Here is a 19,210-nt window from a genome sequence, read left to right as displayed (position 1 = left end):
TGACGGGTGGGGGTGTCGTGGTGCTGCCGCGCCATTGGCCGACTTCGGCCGGTGTTCAGTAGCCCACGTGAGCGTTCTGGTCAGCCGCTGGGAGGCGGTTCCGATCGAGGTCCGTCACTTCGACATGATGAAATCCAGGGCGTAGCCGGGAGCAGTCGTCCAGTAGGTGACACGCTGAAAGTCGTTGGCGTACAACGTGTCGACGGGCATGGGGACATCGATCGGCTTGCCCGCGCGGCTGCCGGGCTCACGACCCTGGAGGCTGAGGGTGATGCTCTTCGCCTCGTACTCGTCCATGGGGCCGTTGACGAGCAGAGCGGCATATGCCTCCTTACCCGGAGCGAGGGTGACGGGCACGCCCGGGGTCGGGTCGCTCTCCTTGATCACGGGGGCCGTGGTCCGACCGTCACCAAGCCGCACGAGAGGGTAGCGGTAGAGGTTGCACTTCTTGTCGCCGGCGTTCTGGACGGTGAGGAGGAGGTGCCTGGCGTCCTTGCTGTCTGCGGGCTCCGTCACGGCGGACACCCCGAGGACCTTCTGGGAGCAGGCGGCGATGGTGCCCTTGGCGCCGCTGCCGCCCGAGCGGTGCGTCACCGCGTCACTGGCCTTCCCGCTGATCGTCCGCGGCCCGGTGGTGGAGGCCTGTGCCGACACACCACACCCAAGAGCCAGGACGAGACCCGCGGCTACGACCACACGGTGGGCCGCAAGGGACTTCACGTTCATATGCGTGTTCCTTTTCTGATCGGTATGAGGTCGAGTGCTGGGCTGTCGCTGCCACACCACCCGCCTCCTTCTCGCACCGCGGTGGCGGGGGCGAAGGTGGTCGGGCGCCCCCTTGAGCGTCCGCGCCCTGCACCCGGGTGCCCAAAGAGACGGGTGTCTCCGTGGACGGGTGAGTCGGGGTGTCGTGGCGCTGCCGTGCGGTCGGCCGCTTCAGCCGGTGCGACAGCCATAGCGTCGGATGCCTCGTGGGGCTGGGACAACGGCTGCCCCCAACCTGCAACGGTGGGACGATCCCACCCCCGACAACCTGCAGAGACAAGGAAGCCTGGGATGCCTGTCTGGGATGGGAAACCCCCTGAGGCCGGCGTCCGGACACCCGGGGGACTCGGCCCGCGCCCGCCGCCTCGGCCGGCGACGGTGCAAACGGCCCTGCCCCAGAGCCCCCGCCGCCGGTGGCGGGGGGCGGTGGCGGACCCTTCGGGGAGCGCTGCTCCGGGTGAGCGGGGCAGCCCGGCCCGCGCAGCGGTGGTGACCCCGGAGGGCAGAGGCGATCCGGCAAGGGCCGGATCGCCCGCTACCAAGTCGTGTGCGTCGACGTCCCCGACCATCCCCGACCCACTCCTCCAGGCCGCGCAGCTCACCCGCGGGAAGCGGTGATCCGATGCGGTGTGCGGGCCCGGCCGGCGGCGGTGCGGAAGGCGGCGCCCCAGGGCCGCGGGTGAGGGTGGTCTCGAGGAGAGGGATGGCGCGACCCTGCAACCATCCCAGCCTTATCGACGTGCAGGTATGGGGAGTGCCGGGGATGCCGTCCCGGATCAGGACATGACGGGACGGCACAGGCCGACGGATGGATGCGAGTACGGACCACATGGATGCAATCCACGACGACGTAGCGGAGTTCGCTCTACTGCTGACGCGTCTGAAGGACCGCACAGACCGCAGCTACGCGGCACTGGCCCGCCGTCTGGGCATGAATGCCTCCACGCTGCACCGCTACTGTGCCGGTGAGGCGGTTCCCATGGACTTCACCAGGATCGAGCGGTTCGCCGCACTCTGCGGAGCCTCCCCCGAGGAACGCGTGGAGTTGCACCGCCGGTGGATCCTGGCAGTCGCGGCACGGCAACGACCACGCCCATCCGATGCCCGGCGGGCACCGACGCCCCACGACACCACGAGCACCGTGGCTTCGGCCGCATCCGCGAGCCACAGCAGCCCGGCGGACAAGGCACCCGAGTCGGCCTCACCGGCCGACCCACGCCCGGGGCCGGCCTCACCGGCAGACCGGCTGCCCCATGCCGGGCGCCCCCGACGACGGCCCGTGCGATCGATAGCGCTGGCGGCCTCGCTCGCCATTGCGCTCGCCGGCCTCACCACATCCGCTGCCGGGCCCCTCTCCGGTGGCGGTGGGTCGTCGGCCTCGGCCCGCACCGCACCGGATCCCTCGGCGTCGGCCACGTACAACGACGGCGGCCCGCAATCCGCTGCCGAACCCTCCTCCGGTGGCGGTGGGTCGTCGGCCTCCGCCCGCACCGCACCGGAACCCTCGGCGTCGGCCACGCACAACGACGGCGGCCCGCAGAAGAACCGGGCGAGCGACGGCACGGTCCCGCCGCAGGCCCCGCTCACCTGGACGGTCGACTCCCAGCTCTGGCAGCTCGACTGCGCCCACGACTACGTCATCGCCAAGCCACCGCAGGAGGTCCCACCGCCGCCGATCCCGGCGGACGCCGCGGTGTGGGCCGCGTCCCAGGGGGCGGTGCACGGGCGCACCACCAACCTGCGGATCTCGGTGCAGGGACGCGACTCCGCCGCCGTCGTCCTGGAGGCAGTGCACGTGCGCGTGGTCAACCGCACCACCCCCGCCGCCCGCCCGGACATCGCCTATTCCATGTATGAAGGCTGCGGCGCCATCCTCGTCCCCCGTTACTTCTCCGTGAACCTCGACGCGCGCCGACCCCTGGCCCGTTCGATGCCCGGCAACGACCCGGACAGACCGGCCCCCGCGATCGACTTCCCCTACCAGGTGTCCCTGCAGGAGCCGGAGGTCCTGATGCTCGCCGCGCGCACCGAGTCCTGCACCTGCGACTGGTACGTCGACCTCGACTGGTCCTCACAGGGTCGAACCGGCACGGTGCGCATCGACGACCACGGCCGCCCGTTCCGCACCACCAGCATCACAGGGCTACCGCACTACTGGTACCGCAACCCCGGTGGCTGGGTCCCCATGACCGCCGCCAACGACAAGGCGGAAACCGGCGACTGACGAAGCAACAGTCCGCACAGCTGGTCCGACAGCAGGACCGGCGGGGGCAGGGGCCCGGCCGTCCCCGCCGTAGGTGGGATCCGGGCGGGACCGGGGCAAGGGAGGCGGTGCCGCGCACCTCGTGAGCCTGTTCTGCTTCAGGTCCCGCAGCGCGCAAGCCACCGTGTGGTGTCAAGGCCTGACAACTGCTGCGGGCCCTGATGAACACGGCCGTGGACGACGAGCTGATCCGGCGCGACCCGTGCCGCGTCAAGGGGGCGGATCGCTACGACGCGCCCGAGCGGCCGATCCTCACGGTGCCCGAGGGCTTCGCCGTCGCCGACTCCATAGTGCCGCGCTACCGGCTGCTTGTGCTCTTGGCGGCCTTCACCACGCCGCGGTTCGGGAGCCGGCGGCCCTGCGGCGGCGGGACCTCGACCAGGAGGGACTGACCGTCACCGTTCGTCGGGCTCAGGCCGAGTTGCGGAGCGGGCGGCTCTTCGACAAGGGCCCGAAGTCTACGGACGGGGTGCGTACCGTCTCCTTCTCCTTCCCGGCCGAGCTGCTCGACGACGTCACGCGTCACCTGGAGCAGTCCGCGGCTCCTGGCCGTGACGGTCACGTCTTCGTCGGGCCGTGTCTGGGCACGCGATCGCGGCCCCATTGCACCGGGTACGCGAGCGCCTGCGCGCTCCCCACGACCGCCGCCCCGGACTGTCGTTGCTCGGTTCGCTCGCCCTGCCTGTCCTCTACCTGGCCGCCGTACTGTCCACCGTCACCGTGTGGGCGGCACTGCGGGCCCGCGACACCGGAGTGGGGAGGAGGTCGAGGGCGCCCGCTACGCGCCCGGCTGGGTCGCCGTGCTGATGCTGGTGCTGGCGATCACCGTCGTGGCGATGAAGATCGTCGCCCACAACCCCTACGCGGACAGCGCTGCCGCGGCCCGCCGTGACCTCCTGCGGGCCAGGCTGACGTACGCCTGGCTGGTACGGCGAGGCGGCGCCGCTCTGCGCGAGCATGAGCGGGCCTGGAGCGATCTGTGTGCGCTACGCGATGAACTCGCCTCGCAGGTACGCCTGGAGAGCATGCGTGTCCGGGAGGCAGCCGTCCTCACTGCTCGTATGTTCCACGGACAGGCCGGCCACCTCCCGCCCGCCCCGGCCGCCCCGCCCGGCGGAGCGGCGGCGCAGGCGGCGACAGCCGCCTGGGTGGCGCCGCTCTTCTCCGGCGTGGTCGAGCCCCCACCGGAGCTCGGCCCCTTGGTCGAAGCCCACCGGATCGCCGACACCTGTGCCCCGGCCGAGCTGCGCGCCCGCCGCACCGAGCTGATCAGCCGTATCGACGCTCAACTCGGCCCGACGTGAAGGCCAATTCACACTGGGGTTCATCAAGCTGTGCGAGGAGCTCGGCCTCCCGCCCGTCCGGCTCCACGACCTGCACCACGGTGCCGCAACGCCAGCCCACGCGGCCGGGGCTGAGCTGAAGGACATCCAGGAGACGCTTGCCCACTCCTCGATCACCGTCACGGCGTCGAACGTCGCGCGACTGCGCTCATGCCCGCCCGGCTTTGGTCGCGAATGCTGCATTGAGGGCGATAGACGCCGTCCATGTGGCATTCGCGGACTTCGGTCAGCACGTCATCTGTCCGATGTGGACTGAGGTGATCGGCTTGGCCGCCTGCCGAAGGCGCGTGAGTCGATACCATCGCCTGGTCGCGGATGGAAAGTGAGTCGACGCCAGCATGACTGACGAAGCGAGAGGGAAGCCCGTCGGCGGATTTCCGGGCCGGGCGCGAGAAGTCGCGATCCTGCGCGCGGTGCTGGCGGGCGAGAGTGGCACCTGGTGCGTCGCGGTCACCGGTGAACCGGGGATCGGCAAGAGCCGGCTGCTGACGGAGCTGGGGAAGCTCGCGGACACAACAGGATGGACGGTCCGCAGCGCACGCGCGGCGGAGTTCGAGTCCCACATCCCGTTCGGTGTGTTCGTCAACGCGCTCGACGACCAGCTCGCCGAGCTGGGCCCGGAGCGTCTCGCCGCCCTCGGGCAACAGCAGCTCGCACTTCTCGCGACCATGTTTCCGGCGCTTCCCGCCGCCGGTCCCGCCGGCCTGGTCGACGCGGAGCGATACCGGCTGCACCGGGCGGTTCGGGCGTTGCTGAAGCTGCTCGCCGAGCCGTCCGGGCTGGTGCTCGTCTTCGACGATCTGCACTGGGCGGACGAGGGTTCGGTCGAGCTGCTCGACCACCTTTTGCGCCACCCGCCCCAGGCGCGGCTGGTCTTGGCATTGGCGGGCAGGCCCCGGCAGACGTCGCTGCGGCTGTGGCACGCGCTGTCCCGCGCCGCGACCGACGGGGTGGCCGAGCTGCTGGAACTCGCGCCGCTGAGCCAAGCTGATGCCGGCCACCTCATGCCGGAAAGACTGGGCCGTTCCCGGCGGGAAGAGCTTTACCAGGCCAGTGGCGGAAACCCGTTCTACCTGGAAGCCCTGGTGCGGGCCGGTGAGCGGGGCATCGCCGTCGGTGATGCGGCGCTCCACCCTGACGGGGCGATCCCGGTGGCGGTCCACGCGGTGCTCGCCGCCGAGTTGGCCGCGTTGACCCCGCAAGAGCGAGTCGTCGCGCACGCCGCCGCAGTCGTGGGTGATGACTTCGAGGCTGATTCGCTCGCTGAAACGGCGGCAATGGACGCCGGGTCCGTGCTCGCCGCGCTCGACCGGCTCGCCGAGCGTGACCTGGTGCGGCTGGACGGGGCGACCGGCCGGTTCCGGTACCGGCATCCGCTGGTGCGCAGCATTGCCTACCAGGACGCCGGTCCTGGCTGGCGGCTTCAGGCACACGGCCGGGCCGCATCGGCACTCCGGAGCCGGGGCGCGCCGCCGGCTGAGTTCGCCAGGCACGTGGAGCGATCCGCCGTCCGCGGTGACCTCGAGGCGGTCGCGGCGCTCACCGAGGCGGCCGAGGCGACGATGCATACCACGCCGACGACCGCCGGGCACTTCCTGCGGGCGGCCATCCGGTTGCTTCCCGACTCGGAGTCGGCCACGCCGCAGCGCCTGATCCTGCTCGGCCGGCTGGCACACGCACTCGGCGCCACGGGCGACCTGCGGCAGGCCAGGGAAACCATGCACGAGGTGCTGCGGCTCCTGCCTGCCGAACTCACCCAGATCCGGGCACAGACAGCGCGGGCCTGTGCGACGGTGGAGCAGATTCTCGGGCGCTACACCGAGGCCAGGGCGATGCTGCACAGTGAGTGGAAACGCGTCGAAGGTGTTGACGCCCACTCGGCGGCCGTCCTGCTCGTCGCGCTCGTTGCCGGTGAAAGTGTCGAGCGCGAGCACGGACAGGACCGGGTGGCCGAGGCGATCGCGGCCGCGCGGGAAGTCGGGGATCCGATGCTGCTGGCGACGGCGTTGTCGGCCGCAACGCTCATCGACCGGCGGGCGGACCGGCTGGACGAGGCGGCCGCACTCCTGGACGCGCTGCCCGACAGCGACCTGGTCCGCGATATCGATGCGGCGTTCTGGCTGAGCTGGTCGGAAGTCTCCGCCGACCGGCTCACGGCGGCGAGCCGGCACATGAGCCGTGGCCTGCAACTGGCTCGCGCGAGCAGGCAGTCCCAAAAGATCGCGCTGCTGACCGCGATCCGCGGCATGGTGCATGCCTACCTCGGCGAGCTGGCGGCGGCGACGACCTGCTTCGACGACAGCCTGGAGTCGGCGGAACTGACCGGCAGCGAGGAGCTGCGCGTCATGGCGTTGACCTTCGGGTGCTGGATCACCACCTGGCGCGGCGACCTGGCCGAGGCGATCCGCCTGGGTAAGGAGGCCATCGTCGTCGACGACCAGGCGACGGCCATGAGTTCCTGGCGCAGTGGCCAGGCCGAGGCGATGCTGGCGCAGGCGATGTTGCACTCGGGTGATCCGCACGCTTGCATCGAGCTGCTGCTCACCTGTGGCGGTGGCGCCGAGCTGCCCGCGGTGGGCCTCCGCACCAGGCCATTGGTGTACCTGATGCTCACGGAGGCGGAGGTCGCGGCCGGCCGGGTTGCCGCGGCCACGGCATGGGCCGACCGAGCGGAGGACGCGGCCGGTCAACTCGATCTTCCGCTGCGTACCGCCATGGCACAGCGGGCACGTGCGATCGCCACGCTGTCAACGGATCCGGCGGCAGCCGCACCGCTCGCTGTCGCCGCTGCCGGTGCGTTCGGCCGGATCGGGGCGGCCGTGGAGGCCGGGCGGGCGCACTTGCTCGCCGCGACGGCGTTCGGCGGCAGCGGGGCGATCGACCAGGCCCGTGCACACCTCATGTCCGCCCGCGCGTTGTTCACCCGGTGTGATGCGCAATTGTTCCTGCCGCAGGTCGCGCGCGAGGAGCGGCGCCTGAACGCGCGCGGCCCCCGTCCCGAAAGCGGCGCCGAGCGATTCGACTTGACCGCCCGTGAGGTCGAGATCGTCAACCTGGTCTCGGACGGTCTGACCAACCGGGACGTCGGCCTCCGGCTGAATTTGAGTCCCAAGACCGTCGAAGTCCATCTGGGCCGGGTCTACACAAAGGTCGGCGTCTCCGGTCGTACTGCTCTGGCCGGCCTGTGGGCCGCCGCGGCGCGTGATTGAGGACGCCACGGCGGCCGACAACTCAGTTGCCGAGGTCGCGTACGTACAGGTTGAACTTCCGGCTGGTGCCGTCACCGCCCAGGTTCGTCGCGCTGGTCGTGAAAGCGACGTGGTGGCCGTCGGCCGAAATCGAGGGGCTGTAGCTGTAGCCATCGCTCTGCGAGCCGTCATCGGCGACGCTGACCCTGGTCGTGGTGGCGGTCACCCGGTCTCGCACGAACACGTCCCAGCTTGAGTTGGTGTCGCCGGTCACCAGCTTGTCCTCGCCGGACACGAACGTGATGTAGCGGCCGTCGGCGGAGAGCGTCGTCCGCTCCTGGCCGGGGGTCCTGCTGTCGCTCAGGCCATTGGGGCCAAGGTTCACCTGCGTCGTCGTCCGGGTATCCCGGTCGTACAGGAAGATGTCGGTGTCAGTCGGACCGCCGGTGTCGCCGGCCACCAGATTCGACGCGGTGGATTCGAACGCGACGTAGCGGCCGTCGGCCGAGATGGTCGCCGTGCGACTGGCGGAATTGCCTTCGTCGCCGCCGGGACCGACGCTGATCCGGTCGGTGTACCCGGTCAGCTGATCGTGCACGAACACGTCGTCCGCGTGGTTGTTGTCGGGGAACAGGGAGAGTGTCTTCGCCCCGGAGGAGAAGGCGACGTAGCGCCCGTCTGCCGAGATCGACGGCAGCTGGCTGATGCCGTCGCCCTGGCGACCGTTGGAATCGACGCTGACCCTGCTGGTCTCACCGGTCTGCCGGTCGCGCACGAAGACGTCGTGGATGTCGTTGGTGTCACCGAACACCAGGTTCGACGCGGGAGAGTCGAAGGCGACGAACCGGCCGTCGGCGGAGACCGACGGATGGAAACTCTCACTGTCGCTCTGCTCGCCGTGCCTGCCGACGCTGACCCTGGTCGTCTCACCGGTCTGCAGGTCGTGCACGAAAATGTCGCGGTAGCGGTTGGTGTCACCGGCCACCAGGTTCGTCGCGAAGGACTCGAACGCGACGTAGCGGCCGTCGGCGGAGATCGACGGATTCCGGCTCGCATTGTTGGCCTGGTTGCCCGCGGAGTCGACGCTGACCCTGGTGATGACGCCGGTCTGCCGGTCGCGCACGAAGACGTCGTCCGCTCGGTTGGTGTCGCCGGCCACCAGATCCCTTGCCAGCGAAGCGAATGCGACGTAGCGGCCGTCGGCGGAGATCGACGGTCCACCGGCTGAGCTGCTGATCGGTGCTGTGCCTGCCGGCCCCGGTTCGGCATCCGTGGCATGCGCGACGCCGCCTGACAACAGCGCCGCGACGATTCCCGACACGGGCACTGCGCGCCCTGCGTTGCGGATTACGGAGAGACGTCTCATGAGTGTCCTTCTGTTCGGTTCGCCGCCACGGCAGCCGGTTGCCCGGATCAGCGTTCCGTGTCGGACCGGCCGAAGCATGAGGGAACCCCCTACAACTTCGGCGTCGCGCTCTGCGCGCCGCGCGTGTGGACCTTGCACGGGATTTGCGTGGCCGTTGTCACCACTCTCACTGCCGACCCGGTCAAGAACACGCCCGGCTGTCCGCCCTCGGGCTTCTCGCGCGAGTGGAGGAACACCTCCGACACACATCGGTCGAAGCGGAGGTGCCGGAAGCGCTCTCCGCCGAGTCATCGCGGGAGGTCGTCCTGGACGTGGTGGCCGAGGCCGACCGTTTCGGCCTCCTCGCCACCAGCCTGAACGGCCGCACCCTGTGGGCGGTCGTACGCAAACCGGTCCCCACGACGGGCGATGTCGGGGGACCGGGCCATCAGCGATAGGAGCTGAACAGCGTGCTCAACCGTATCCGCCGTGCCGTCTCGCTCACCAGGGCGCGGCACATCCCCAAGGGCAGGCACCGCCGCCCCTTGACCCCCGTTCGGCCGTCGGCCGCTTCCCTTGCGCCTGCTGACGCGTCGGCCGTCGTCCTGGGGCGGGCTTCCGCCGGTGCGGACCATGGACACTCGCTCACGGGTGAGCACATCGCGCTCGTCCGCCCATACGTGCTGGCCTGGGAAAGGCGTCTGCGGACACGTTCGGTGGTCGTAGCTCCATCCGTCGGCCGCGGCCTGGTCGACCCTCGCGGGGGTCCGCTGATGCCTCCTCGTCAACAGCCGCACATCACGGACGCCTCGGTCGTCCCCTACCGGTCTACCGCCTGCTTCATCGGTACGCACCTTGCCTGCTCGTCCCGCCTGGCGGACAACAACGAGCAGACCAACTCGGCGCGGCGGCTGAACTACTGGAACAGGCCTACGAAACCCTCAACGACCAGGACGCGGACCCGGAGGAGGTGCAACGGTTGGCGAAGGTACTGACCGGATCTCTGCGGGACGTCCTCCGCGTCGCGACCAGCCGCGGTCACCTCCTGGCGGTGAGCGAACCTCACCGCTTCTGAAGGCAGAGCTGCAAGGCGGCGCGTTCCACGTGGAGAGGGAATCCGGGCACCAACCCGGGCTTCCTCCCCGTCGTGAACGCCGCTCGTGACGGCGGGGAGCGAGCCCCACGGTCGTGCAGGACACGCAGCGCGGAGCCATGAGCCACATGGACCGGCTGCTCAGGAGGCGTCCCGGTCGTCAGTGACTGTCGCCGTTGATGCCAGATCTGGATGTCAGAAGGGTGCCGCCTCCGAAATTTCGGAGGCGGCACCCTTCTGAACTGGTGCCCCCGGCAGGATTCGAACCTGCGACACCCGCTTTAGGAGAGGCCCTATAGCTGTCCCCCTCTGTGGTGATCTTCCCCGGGGTTCACCGTTCCTGCAGGTCAACTAGGTGGGGGCTTCCGTCCCCGTCTGATCCTTCCCTGTCTTTGCTCGGCCTTCCGTTCCCATGACGTTCCCATGAGGCCCCTCACGAGGCCGTGGGAGCGAGTGCGGGGGAGTCGGCTGAGGTCAGCTGCGGTCGCCGAAGCGGTGAACACCGCAGACCGCTTGGGGGCGACAAAGGCCCCGCCCCCATCGGGGATCGAGCCCTCGGCCGTCTACACGGCTCTGTAGCGGCTGGGTCCATCCGCGCAGACGGCGGGCGAGGAACTCCCGCTCCGTGGCGATCTCGGCCAACGTGCGGGCCCAGGCGGTGAACCCATCGTCGGTCAGCAGTTGCGCCGCATGACGGTCTAGGTGGCGGACGATGGCCTCGAGGGGCGGGCGGCTTCGGGGGGTGGCCGGCAGTGTGACGATGGTGATCGGCTGGTTGCAGTGGGGGCAGTTGGGGGTCGCGGTCGGTTCCAGTGGATCCCGGGGGCCGGGCTGCTGCCGTGGTGCCGGACTTGCTGCCGGCCGCTCGGGCGCCGATCGGGGTTGCGGGGGCTTCGCACCCAGGCGGAGGGCTCGCTCCAGAGCGATGACGTGTCCGGCATCCCGCACTGTCTGCCCGGCTATGCGGACTGCCCTGCGGTGGCGGGCGATCACAGCCCGACCGGCGGTCGCGATGCTTACCGAGTCGTTCAGCGACTCCGGCCTTGAAAGCCGTAGTGTGCGACATCTCGTGAGTTCCCCTGGGTCTCGATGAGGCCCTGCGCCCTTGGCCGGCAGACTCCATCGCGTTCTGGAGGTGCGGAGCCCGGTGATGGAAGTTCGGGATTCCTGAAGGCTGCTCGGCCTGTCGGAACGATCTGCGGTCCGATTGAAGACGCTGCTTCGCCGTTCGGCTGCCTCTGGGTGGAGCCTGGGGAACCGATCGCTGTATGGCGGTGGGTCCAAATCTCCTATGCCTGGGGGCGGTTGACTGAACGGGACGTTTCCTTGCTGCAGCCGGGATCATGTCGAATCCCCGGATCACGAGGTAACTGCCTGGCATCATGGTTGGCATGACCCAGGCGGATACGGAGACTCCTGAGCTGGAACTGACGGTGTCCGGCGACGATGCCGAGACGCATTTGCTGGCACTGCGCGACTGGCTGGCCCTGGAGGACGTCCTTCGTGGCCGTCTGGAGTTGCGGGGATCCGCGCCCGAGTCGGGCCACATGGGGGTGGCCCTCGACGTGGTGGCGGTGGCGCTGGGTTCGGGCGGCGCCGGCGCCGTGCTCGCCCGGTCACTGTCGACCTGGCTGATTCAGCGCCGTGCGGATGTCAAGGTGTCAGTCGTCGCGGCGGACGGACGCCGCGTCGAGGTGGATGTGCGCCGGGCGGCGGATCCCGAGCACGTCATCGGTGAGGTCGTGGCGCTGCTCGATCAGTCCCGCAACTGAGGCCGATGCCGGACCCGTGGATTCCCGACGGAAGCGCCTCGCGCGCCGTGCTGATCGGCGTGCCCACATACAGGTCCGCGGACCTTGCGGAGATACCGGCCGTGCGGGACAACCTCACCGCTTTGCGGAAGGTCCTGACCGGGGAGCATGGTCTGCTCCCTGTCGGCCACTGCCAGGTTCTGGGAGACCAGGACCAGCCGCTCGACAAGGCGACACTGGGCAGCGCGCTGGCCGTGGCGCGGCTTGAGGCCACTGATCTACTGCTGGTCTACTACGCAGGCCACGGGCTGCTGGACGAGGACGGGTTACTGCACCTCACCTTGGCCGACGCAGAGCCCGACAACGTCGCCTACACCGCTGTACCGCTGGAGGTGGTCAAGCGCGAGCTGTCACGCGCCCGCGCCAGAGCCAGGGTCCTGGTGCTCGACTGCTGTTTCTCCGGTCGGGCCGTAGCAGCGATGAGCACGCCGGACAGCCTCGTCGCCGGCCAGCTCGAGGTGACCGGCACCTTCACCCTCACCTCCACGACCGCCACCGCTCCCTCGCACGCACCGCTGGGCGCCACGTACACAGCCTTCACCGAGGCCCTGTTGGGAGCGCTCCGCACACCAGGCCCCCTCACCTTGGACGAGATCTACGTGTACGTGGACCGCGATCTGGCCGGGCGGGGACTTCCCCGTCCGCAGCGCCGTTCGGTGAACGCCGCCAGTGACCTTGTTCTGGTCAGCGGTCCCGTCGAAGAACGCCCGGTGAGTCAGAAGGCGACGGGCCCGTCACAGGTACGCTTCACCAGGCGGATAAGCCCCGGCAAACGCCGTTGGTACGCGTGTCTGAGCGCCGTGTGGACCCTCCTGGCCTGCGGGCTCGGCTACGCCATGTGGCTCCGGCCGAGCGCTGTGGCAGGTGGGCTCATCCCCGAACTGTTGCTGGTGGCCCTCGCCTGCGGAACGGCCATCGCAGCGCGAGAGAAGCCGCGGAGCCTCATGGTCGACAAAACAGGACTAACCCTGGACCGCGACGGCATGTCCTGCCACATTCCGTGGCAGGACATCGACTATCTCGGCGTGCTGCGCCAGTTCACCTACACGGGGAGCAGCGCAGCCCCTGGCAGCTGGCGCAAGACCGTATCCGAGGTCCTGGTGGTCCGCCCACGCCAGACGGCCCCGCGCCCCGAGAAGACCTCCCTGCTGCCCGCCAACTACCAGGAGCTGCAGGACTTCGGTTACATCGGGATCTGCAAACTGCGCTTCGTCGATGCCGATCCGGTGGTGCTGCGCCAGGCCGTGGAACGTCTCGGCGGCCCCCTGTTTCGTTCGCATCGTGATCTGGTCGACATGGATCCCAGGCTTCCCACCTAGTCATGTCGCTCACGACTTCGCACGGGCCCTGCTGGAGCAGGCTGCCGGGACCGGCCCCGCGAGTTGACCCCGAACCCACGGGTCCATCCCCCAGGATCAGGGCACCGCACCCTCGGGTTCGCGCTGAAGGGGCGCTACCCCTTGATCGTGGACACCCTGATCATTGGATCGTGAAGATCCATAGGACAGGAGTTCCCGTTGGGGACGTCGAAGTACTCGCCTGAGTTCCGTGCCGATGCCGTCGCGACGTACCACGCCAGCCCGGGTGGGACGTACGCGTCGGTGGCCAAGGACGTGGGCGTCAACCACGAGACGCTGCGTACGTGGGTGCGGGACGCCGAGCAGGCCGCCCGGCCCGAGGCCGTGGAGGCCACCGCGATGGAGAAGGAGAACCGGCAGCTGCGGGCGCGGGTGAAGGAACTCGAGCTCGAGCGGGAGATCCTGCGGAGGGCCGCGAAGTATTTTGCGGCCGAGACCAGCTGGTGAGCAGCCGCTTCCAGTTCGTCGACGATCATCGTGGCGCCTTCGGCGTCAAGCGGCTGTGCCGGATGCTGAAGGTCTCGCGTTCCGGCTTCTACCGGCACCTGGCCAGCGCGCAAGCGCGGGCCGACCGGGCACGGGGCGACGCCGGGCTCGCCGAGCGGATCACCGAAATCCACCAGGAGTCTGACGGCACCTACGGGGCCCCGCGCGTCACCGCCGAGCTCCGGGACGGCGGCGAGCGCGTCAATCACAAGCGGGTGGCACGCGTCATGTGGAAGTTCCACATCGTCGGGTTCCACCTGCGCAAGAAGGTCCGCACCACCGTCCCCGAGCCCTCGGCGACACCGGTGCCGGATCTCCTGCAGCGCGACTTCACTGCGACCACACCGAACAGCCGCTCCATGGGCGACATAACCTATCTCCCGGTGGGCAACGGCCAATTCCTTTATCTGGCAACGGTGTTGGATCTGTGCTCCAAACGCCTGGCGGGCTGGTCGATCGCCGGCCACATGCGCACGGAACTGGTCACCGACGCGCTCAAGGGTGGTCGGCCCCCGACTGGGCTACCGCCTCGGGCACCTCGGTCAAGCCGCTGCGGGAGATCGATGTCCCCGTCTCGGCGGACCCCGGTGAGGTGCGTGTGGGATCGACTGGTGGGCGGGTCCTCGTCGCCTGGGGCGGGAACGAGGCCTTTCCCCGCTCGGCTGCGGCGGTGGACGTGGCGACCGGAAAGGTCGACTTGTACCAGAAGCCGAACGGGCTGCTTTCCCAGTGTGCAACGACGGTGGCGTGCTCCAGTACCCGCGTGATGGCAGCCACGCCGGACGGCCCGCTGGCAAGCATGGGTACCGGAGGCTTCGGCATCCCGGGCCGCTGGTTCAGCGACGACGTGCGCCCGCCCGGCCTCGAAGCGAAGACAGGCATTGTCGGTTCCTGGAATGGCGATGCGTACGGCGTCGCCGACGGCAACCTCCTCGTCGGCTGGTCGACGGGCGGCAAGTTCGGCGCTCCGAACGACCCGCTGTGGTCGGTACACGATGTGCGAACAGGCAAGCTCCGGGCCAGCATGATCTGTGCGCATGACGTCGCGGCCTCCGATGAAGCTCGCGACTATCCCGTGATTACTTCGCCGGACGGCCGCTACCTGGCAGCCGGACCAGTTGTCTTTGATCTGAAGCGAGGCAAGGGCACCTGTCTGGAGGGTGACGGCGACCGCAAGACGATTGCGCTCGCCGCGATCCGCGATGACGGCACGGCTTACGGGGCGGTCCTGGGGAAGTCGGCGGCGGCCAGCGGCTCGGAGGCGGTCGTCGCGGAGCTGGACCTGGCGACTGGCGCAGGGGAGCCGAAGGTTCTCGATGCAGGCGTGCGCGTTCCGTACCTCACCAGCGTTGAAGGGTCGGGCCTGTTCCTTGATCGTGATGCCGATGAGAATGTGCGGGTTTCGCTGCGGCGTGAACGTTGACACCCGCGTCTCCGGTTACGCGGCGAGTAGCCCTACCGTGACCGGGTGGTCCAGTGAGCTGGGGATATTCGGGCTCTCTGCGCTGCCTTCCCAGGTAGGGGAAGATCGTTCCTCAGTTATTTGCATGTCGCACTCATCTGCTGTTGCCTCGCTGCGCGACCCTGCACCCCCTTGAGTCAGCCAGTCGCTTTCGCCTCCGCCAAGAACCGGCTCGGCTCCCCCGTCCACGACACATAGAGCCCGTCCCGCGCCCGCGTGCAAGCCACGAACAGCAGGCAGCGCTCGGACAGGAGATCCGCTTCGTGCTGGAGGCGGTCCGCCTCAACAGGTGTCACCGCCTTCGGCGCGGGCAGGGCGTCCGCGTTCACGCCGGTCACGGCGACACAGCGGAATTCCAGGCCCTTGAACGAGTGCATGGTGCCGACACGGACGGCGTCCGCCCCTTCCGGTGCGTCGGCCCTCAACTTCCCCGCCGGGATACCGGCGGCCGCCAGCCTGGCGAGCGCCTTCTCGACGCCTTTGTTGAAACGGGAGGTGACGCCGATCTCGCCCGGAGCCACGCCGTTCTCCGTCCACCCGCGTACCCGGTCGACGAGCGCGTCGAGTTCGGCTTCCTCCGACGCGGCTGCATGGATCTCGGGGCCGTTGCCGTGCAGGGCCGAACGGTAGCCGAGGAGGGTCTCGTTGCGGGCGTCGTCCTCCAGTTGCTCGAAGGGACGGCCGACGAGGAGGGCGGTGGACCAGCTGAGGATCTCGTGCGTGGAGCGGTAGTTCTTCCGCATCTTCGTGGATCGTCCGGCGACCTTGATGCCGAGGGCCCGCAGGGAGACCTTCGTGTCGTAGATTCGCTGATGAGGATCGCCGGCGATGAACAGGTCGTCGGGTCGCGCCGGGGCGGCCGCGCGCAGCAGCCGCCATTGGGCCGGGTGCAGATCCTGTGCCTCGTCGACGATGATGTGCCGGTACAGCGGACCGTTCGCCCGGAGCAGGTCGGCCGCCTCTGTGCACGTCCCCAGGTAGGTGCGCCGGCCGTCTGCCGCGAGACGGTCGGTGAACTCCCGGACTGTCCGCCACACCAGGGGCCGTTCGGCGGCCGGGAGGCGGCTGCCCCGCCCACGCCGGTCGGCGGCCTCGTACTCCCTCTCACTCCGCAGATCCTGGGCCAGGATGACGTGCTTGTACTCCTGGCCCAGGAACTGGGCCGTTCCGGTGAATCCTGTGGCCCGGGCGGCCTGCTTCCAGAGGCTCTCTTCTTCGCCGCCGCCCAGCGGGCGGCGCGAGGTGGAGACGACGCGGCTGGCGAGGGCGTCGACGGTGGTGATGTCCACGCGGGCGCGCAGTTCCTCGTCCTCGATGAGCGTGGCGAGTCCGGTGCGCAGTGCGGCGACGAGAGCGTTGGTGTACGTCGTCAGCAGGACGCGGTCGCCGTCGCGTAGGAACTTCAGCAGGTGCTTGACGCGGTGCAGGGCGACGACGGTCTTGCCGGTGCCGGGGCCGCCGGTCACCTGCGCCGGTCCGGAGTAGCTGGCCCGGTAGGCGACCTTGTGCTGGGAGGGGTGGAGGTAGACCCGCCAGGCGGCAAACGGGCTGTCGAGGATGTCGCGCAGTTCGTCGGAGGCGGTGACGAGGGCGATGCGGGTGCGGGTGTGGCGGATGGCCGTCGCGTAGTCGGTCGTGTCCACCGGATCGGACGCGGAGGTGGGGAGGTTGACGGATACCAGGTCGCGCCAGACCTCCTCAACGGTGAAGCCCTCGGCGAGGTACTCCAGGACTTCCCTCTGGTCCTGCGGGAAGTAGGGGGCGAAGGCCTCCAGTTGCTCTTTGCTGGTGAGGACACGGGCTTGGCGCAGGGTGGTCTCGTCGATGCCGAGGGCGGCCAGGTCACCGTCGGAGACCTTGGCGAAGAGCCGCTCGTCGGGCGCGGCGGCGATCCGCTCATACGCGGGTGTCAGTTCGTCGAGCATGGCGATGTCGCGGATCTCCACGGCGCGGGTGACCGTGTTGATGCTGGCGCGCTGTTTGATCGCCCAGGCGATGGCCTTGTCGTGCGGCATCACGCGCAGCAGTACGAAGGTGTCGCCGCTGTCGGGGGCGAGTACGACGCCGCGGGTGCCCTGAGCGATGCGGATCGTGCGGATGTGCGGGTCCTTGGCCTGCTTCAGTGACTCCAGTTTCAGGCCGGGGTCCTTGAAGAGCTGGTCGAGGGTGAGGCGTTCGAACTTCTCCCAGGCGTCGAAGACCCCCTGCTTGTCAGTGCCCTGGAGTTTGCCGAGCTGGGCGCAGAACCCGATGTCGAAGGCGAGGTGTGGCATGGTGTCCCGTTCTGCGTGTGCGCTGCGTGCGTCCTGTGGCTGGGAGTGGCTACGAGTGCCTGCGAGGTGTACGAGCGGGTTACCCGGCGGCGTCGCCGTCGCCGTCGAGGTCGAGGCGGATCAGGGCCAGCGCCTCGGCGATCTCGACGGTCATCTCGTCGTCGGGGCCGAACACCATGCACATGTCCTGATGGAGCGGTTCGAGGACCTGCCGGGCTTCGGCGGTCCGGCCCTGGGCGAGCAGCAGCATCCCGATGTTGTGCCGTAGCTCCACGGCTTCCTCGCTCACGTCGCTGTCGACGGCCCGTACGACGTTCAGCACGCCCTGGAGTGCGGCGAGCGCGTCGGTGACCTGGCCGAGTTCGGCGCGGCACCGGGCCGCCTGGGCGCGGCAGGCGCGGGCCTGCTCGGAGGTGGGTCCGGCGATGCGGGCGTACGCGTCGGCGAGGGCGTCGAACTCGGGCAGGGCGGCCCGGTAGTCGCCCCCGAGGAGGCGGATCGCTGCTCGCTGGCGGCGCAGCGCCAGGACCTGCTTGTTCTCGGAGCCGAGAGCGAGGGCCGCGGGTTCGATGACCTCGCCGAGCACCTCGGCGGCCTGCGCGAACCGCTCCTCCTCCAGCAGGGCGTCGGAGTGCGCGTACGCCGCCTTGATGTCCTCGCGCAGCCGGGCGGGGACGGGCACCGGCTGGGCCCCCGGGAGGACGGCTGTCGGCGTCGAACCGCTGGGTGCAGGGGCCTGGGCGCGGGCGCGGGGCGCGAAAGGATGACGGAACACGCCTGTCGGGTCGGGTGCGCCGGCCGGCCCGGCATCGGCTGTGCCGGGTTCTTCGCCTGGTGGCGGGAGGAACGGCAGCAGCCGCGCGTACACCTCCTGCGTGTCGGCGGGCCGCGCCTCGGGCGCCTTGCGCAGCAGGTGCAGGACCAGCTCCTCCAGCGCCTGGGGGACGTCGGGCCGCAGCTGTCGAAGCGGGGTGGGGGCGGCGTTGACGTGCTGGTACATCAGCAGATACTCGTTCTCCGCCTCGAACACGAGGCGTCCGCTGAGGAGTTCGTGCAGCACACAGCCCAGCGCGTACAGGTCGGTCTGCGGGGTGATGCGTCCGGCGCGGACCTGCTCGGGCGACATGTACTGGTGGGTGCCGATGGGGCTGCCGGTGGCGGTCAGTTTGGTGACGTCGGTGCGCAGAATCGCTGCGATGCCGAAGTCGAGGACCTTCACGGTGCCGTCGCGTGCGACGAGGATGTTGCCCGGCTTGAGGTCCCGGTGGATGACCGGTACGTCGTGCGCGTACGACAGCACGGTCGCGATCTGCGCGGCGACGGCGGCCGCCCAGCTGACGGGCAGGGGCCGGCTGGGGTCGAGGTAGGCGGACAGGGGTACGCCGTCGACGAGTTCCATCACCAGGAACAGCCGCTCGTACGACGCGTCGAGCACCGCGTCGTACACCTGCGGGACGCCGGGGTGCTGGATGCGCGCGGTGATGCGGGCCTCGCGACGGAAGCGCTTGGCGAACTCCTCGGCCAGCTGCGGTGAGGTGACCGACGCCTGCCGGATGAGCTTCACGGCGACGGGCCGGTCGAGCACGGCGTCGTAGCCGCGCCACACGTCGCCCATACCACCGTGGCTGAGCTCCTCCAGGAGTTCGTAACGGTCGGAGATCGCCTCCTGCGGCACCTTGCCCCCGGTGTGCGTGATGAACAGTCACGGTCAGGGGTCAAGTGTGACCGCTGCGTCGATCTGCCGTCCAGCGGTCGCGTGCGACATGGACTCGGGCGCGGCGATCGGTGGAGGACGGGCAGGAGGGCGCGGCGGCCGGTCAGCC

The 19,210-nt window shown here is 69.6% G+C and carries 12 protein-coding genes and 2 pseudogenes; 10 read left to right on the top strand and 4 right to left on the bottom strand.

Annotated elements, in window-relative coordinates; translation table 11 throughout:
- Positions 1-114: 114 nt before the first annotated feature.
- Positions 115-726: a DUF4232 domain-containing protein gene (locus OG352_RS18365; protein ID WP_329218223.1), complete on the bottom strand. Its 612-nt coding sequence runs from the start codon at positions 724-726 to the stop codon at positions 115-117.
- A gap of 847 nt (positions 727-1,573) precedes the next feature.
- Between OG352_RS18365 and OG352_RS18360 the strand changes: the two are divergent.
- The 5 genes and pseudogenes from OG352_RS18360 to OG352_RS18340 form a co-directional block, all read left to right on the top strand.
- Positions 1,574-1,801: pseudogene (locus OG352_RS18360) on the top strand (helix-turn-helix domain-containing protein); the annotation flags it as partial.
- Between the two features lie 243 nt (positions 1,802-2,044).
- Entirely contained in the window at positions 2,045-2,989 is a 945-nt protein-coding gene (locus OG352_RS18355) for a hypothetical protein (protein WP_329224189.1), read from the top strand.
- 200 nt (positions 2,990-3,189) lie between these two features.
- Positions 3,190-3,420, top strand: coding sequence for a hypothetical protein (locus OG352_RS18350; RefSeq protein WP_329218222.1), 231 nt, complete (start codon positions 3,190-3,192; stop codon positions 3,418-3,420).
- Between the two features lie 330 nt (positions 3,421-3,750).
- Positions 3,751-4,332: a hypothetical protein gene (locus OG352_RS18345; RefSeq protein WP_329218220.1), complete on the top strand. Its 582-nt coding sequence runs from the start codon at positions 3,751-3,753 to the stop codon at positions 4,330-4,332.
- A 377-nt stretch (positions 4,333-4,709) separates the two neighbouring features.
- Positions 4,710-7,580, top strand: coding sequence for a helix-turn-helix transcriptional regulator (locus tag OG352_RS18340; RefSeq protein ID WP_329218218.1), 2,871 nt, complete (start codon positions 4,710-4,712; stop codon positions 7,578-7,580).
- 22 nt (positions 7,581-7,602) lie between these two features.
- On the opposite strand, the gene OG352_RS18335 is transcribed toward OG352_RS18340, so the two are convergent.
- Positions 7,603-8,880, bottom strand: a complete 1,278-nt coding sequence (locus OG352_RS18335) for a TolB family protein (protein WP_329218217.1) — start codon at positions 8,878-8,880, stop codon at positions 7,603-7,605.
- Positions 8,881-9,068: 188 nt separating this feature from the next.
- Between OG352_RS18335 and OG352_RS18330 the strand changes: the two genes are divergently transcribed.
- The 5 genes and pseudogenes from OG352_RS18330 to OG352_RS18310 all read left to right on the top strand — a co-directional run bounded on the left by OG352_RS18330 (position 9,069) and on the right by OG352_RS18310 (position 15,075).
- Entirely contained in the window at positions 9,069-9,362 is a 294-nt protein-coding gene (locus OG352_RS18330) for a hypothetical protein (protein WP_329218216.1), read from the top strand.
- A 2,026-nt stretch (positions 9,363-11,388) separates the two neighbouring features.
- Entirely contained in the window at positions 11,389-11,769 is a 381-nt protein-coding gene (locus OG352_RS18325) for an effector-associated constant component EACC1 (protein WP_329218215.1), read from the top strand.
- 5 nt (positions 11,770-11,774) lie between these two features.
- Positions 11,775-13,127, top strand: a complete 1,353-nt coding sequence (locus OG352_RS18320) for a caspase family protein (RefSeq protein ID WP_329218214.1) — start codon at positions 11,775-11,777, stop codon at positions 13,125-13,127.
- Positions 13,128-13,325: 198 nt separating this feature from the next.
- Positions 13,326-14,152: pseudogene (locus OG352_RS18315) on the top strand (IS3 family transposase); the annotation flags it as partial.
- Positions 14,153-14,415: 263 nt separating this feature from the next.
- Positions 14,416-15,075: a hypothetical protein gene (locus OG352_RS18310; RefSeq protein WP_329218213.1), complete on the top strand. Its 660-nt coding sequence runs from the start codon at positions 14,416-14,418 to the stop codon at positions 15,073-15,075.
- Positions 15,076-15,251: 176 nt separating this feature from the next.
- Here OG352_RS18310 and OG352_RS18305 read toward each other — a convergent pair whose 3' ends face one another.
- Both OG352_RS18305 and OG352_RS18300 read right to left on the bottom strand, forming a co-directional pair.
- Complete coding sequence (locus OG352_RS18305; protein WP_329218212.1) at positions 15,252-17,387, bottom strand: UvrD-helicase domain-containing protein; 2,136 nt, start codon at positions 17,385-17,387, stop codon at positions 15,252-15,254.
- 79 nt (positions 17,388-17,466) lie between these two features.
- Positions 17,467-19,062, bottom strand: coding sequence for a serine/threonine-protein kinase (locus tag OG352_RS18300; RefSeq protein ID WP_329218211.1), 1,596 nt, complete (start codon positions 19,060-19,062; stop codon positions 17,467-17,469).
- Between the last annotated feature and the right edge of the window lie 148 nt (positions 19,063-19,210).

Origin of the sequence: Streptomyces sp. NBC_01485 (assembly GCF_036227125.1) — a bacterium.
Taxonomy (GTDB): domain Bacteria; phylum Actinomycetota; class Actinomycetes; order Streptomycetales; family Streptomycetaceae; genus Streptomyces.
The sequence above is the reverse complement of the archived record's forward strand: the minus strand, read 5'-3'. Positions and strand labels throughout refer to the sequence as shown.